Raw genomic sequence first — 1,752 nt, forward strand, 5'->3', positions numbered from 1 at the left:
CCTTTATTCTGCTGGTATTGATGGGTGCCGAAAGTGAATTTACGTTATCATATATTGTGTAGTACTAAAAAGATGAATTAGGATGAAAGAAAAAGAGATTATCCGCAATGGAGAAGGTAAAAACTACAATTATTCACAAGACCACTGCTTTATCAAACTTTCTTCAAATAAAACTAATGGCGAACTGAGTTTCGTTGAGGATTCTTTAAAACCTGGCTTTTTACTGGGAAGGCATCACCATAAAATAATGACGGAAGTATTTTATATACTTGAAGGAGAAGTAGAGCTAATTTTTGACGACGAATCGACAATTGCTAAGCCTGGTGATACGATAACTGTTCCTCCGAATATTTGGCATTCCGCAAGTTGTAAGGAGGGAGGGAAAATGCTCACTATATTTAAAAATGGTCAGTTTGATCTATATCTAGAAAGATTATCAAAGATGTCTGAAAGTGATTTTGAAGATGCTGAGTTAATGAAATCAATTTCTGCTGAGTTTGATATTTATGAGGAGTAATAAACGCTACACAGCAGTGTATAAGCAGTTTTAAAATGGCCGCTTACACTCACAAATACTCTAGTTATGAAAAAGAAGATCATGTGGTTCATAGCACTACTGGTTCTATCTACCCCTGTCATTTTCATCTATTTAACACTTGCGAACTCAACAGACTGTAGCCAACGGGTGATTGATACTTACGAAATCCATTCTGGTATTGACATTCCTGAAGTCGACTTTGTGAGCTGCTACTATGATGAGGGGTTGGAGACCCGAATTTCAGTCTATCAATTAAACAGCTTTGTAGACTTAAATAAGTTTGAGCTTTCTGGTACCTCATCGGTAGCGGGATTACTTCAGGGGTATAATCTTCTGGGTGAGTCGGAGCGTCCCGATGGAACAGATGTATACGTAGCATCTGGTGAAACGTGGGGGACCGAGTGGACCTACGTAGCAGACGCTAAGTCAAAGAGGCTTTGGACTGAACTGACGTACTGAATTACCAACAGATTTGAATTCAGTAAACGACTAGCAAAAAATACACTTCAAACGTAGAAAATACGACCACCCTCACTATGGAAAACATACTCTTTGACTTTATTGCCAAATATATTGTTCTCTCTGAAGAAGAAAAGGATGCGCTGGTGTCTTTAAACCTATTTCGCTCATTCAAAAAGGGAACCGTTTTACTTGAAGAAGGGCAACTTTCTAGTGATGGTTATTTTGTATTGAAAGGGTGCTTGCGGACATATTACGTGGTAGACGGAAACGAAAAAACCACCGCCTTTTATACCGAGATGGAAGGTCTAACGCCCCACTGCGTTCTTAGTAAGCAGCCTTCGGAATACTATATTGCTTGTGTAGAAGACTCTATTATGACCGTGGCTAACCCTAACATGGAGGAAACAATTTTTGAGAAATTTCCCAAATTTGAAACGCTCTGTCGCATTCTTTCCGAGGAGCTTCTGGCAAAATCGCAACTTTCGCTCGACCAGTTCAAAACTTTCTCTCCCGAAGAGCGCTACCTGAATTTGGTAGAAAATAGACCTGATCTACTACAAAGGGTACCGCAGCACCAGTTAGCCAGCTTTATTGGTATCACTCCCCAATCGTTAAGTCGCTTGCGATCTAGAATCACCGAGAAAAAATAATTGGTAGCTCATTAATTACCTTAAGTGAACGTTTTTTAGGTCATCCCCAACCAATCTTTGCATGAAACAAATAATATTATGCGAAGAAGATTTATTGTACTC

General features: G+C 39.3%; 3 protein-coding genes. All 3 read left to right on the forward strand.

Translation table 11 applies throughout. The features are described 5' to 3' along the window. Positions 1–82: 82 nt before the first annotated feature. The 3 genes from WBA23_RS25870 (at position 83) to WBA23_RS25880 (ending at position 1,650) form a co-directional block, all read left to right on the forward strand. Entirely contained in the window at positions 83–517 is a 435-nt protein-coding gene (locus WBA23_RS25870) for a cupin domain-containing protein (RefSeq protein WP_424585170.1), read from the forward strand. Positions 518–583: 66 nt separating this feature from the next. Then, positions 584–997 carry a hypothetical protein gene (locus WBA23_RS25875; RefSeq protein ID WP_424585171.1) on the forward strand — a complete coding sequence of 138 codons (414 nt, stop codon included), beginning with the start codon at positions 584–586 and terminating at the stop codon, positions 995–997. 77 nt (positions 998–1,074) lie between these two features. Next, positions 1,075–1,650, forward strand: a complete 576-nt coding sequence (locus tag WBA23_RS25880) for a Crp/Fnr family transcriptional regulator (RefSeq protein WP_424585172.1) — start codon at positions 1,075–1,077, stop codon at positions 1,648–1,650. Positions 1,651–1,752 lie beyond the last annotated feature (102 nt).

This window comes from Tunicatimonas sp., assembly GCF_049647865.1.
Lineage (GTDB): Bacteria > Bacteroidota > Bacteroidia > Cytophagales > Cyclobacteriaceae > Tunicatimonas.

Excerpts from the sequence above, each read along its gene's own strand:
- WBA23_RS25875 (WP_424585171.1), top strand. The coding sequence starts at position 584 with ATGAAAAAGAAGATCATGTGGTTCATAGCACTACTGGTTCTATCTACC.
- WBA23_RS25870 (WP_424585170.1), top strand. The coding sequence starts at position 83 with ATGAAAGAAAAAGAGATTATCCGCAATGGAGAAGGTAAAAACTACAAT.
- WBA23_RS25880 (WP_424585172.1), top strand. The coding sequence starts at position 1,075 with ATGGAAAACATACTCTTTGACTTTATTGCCAAATATATTGTTCTCTCT.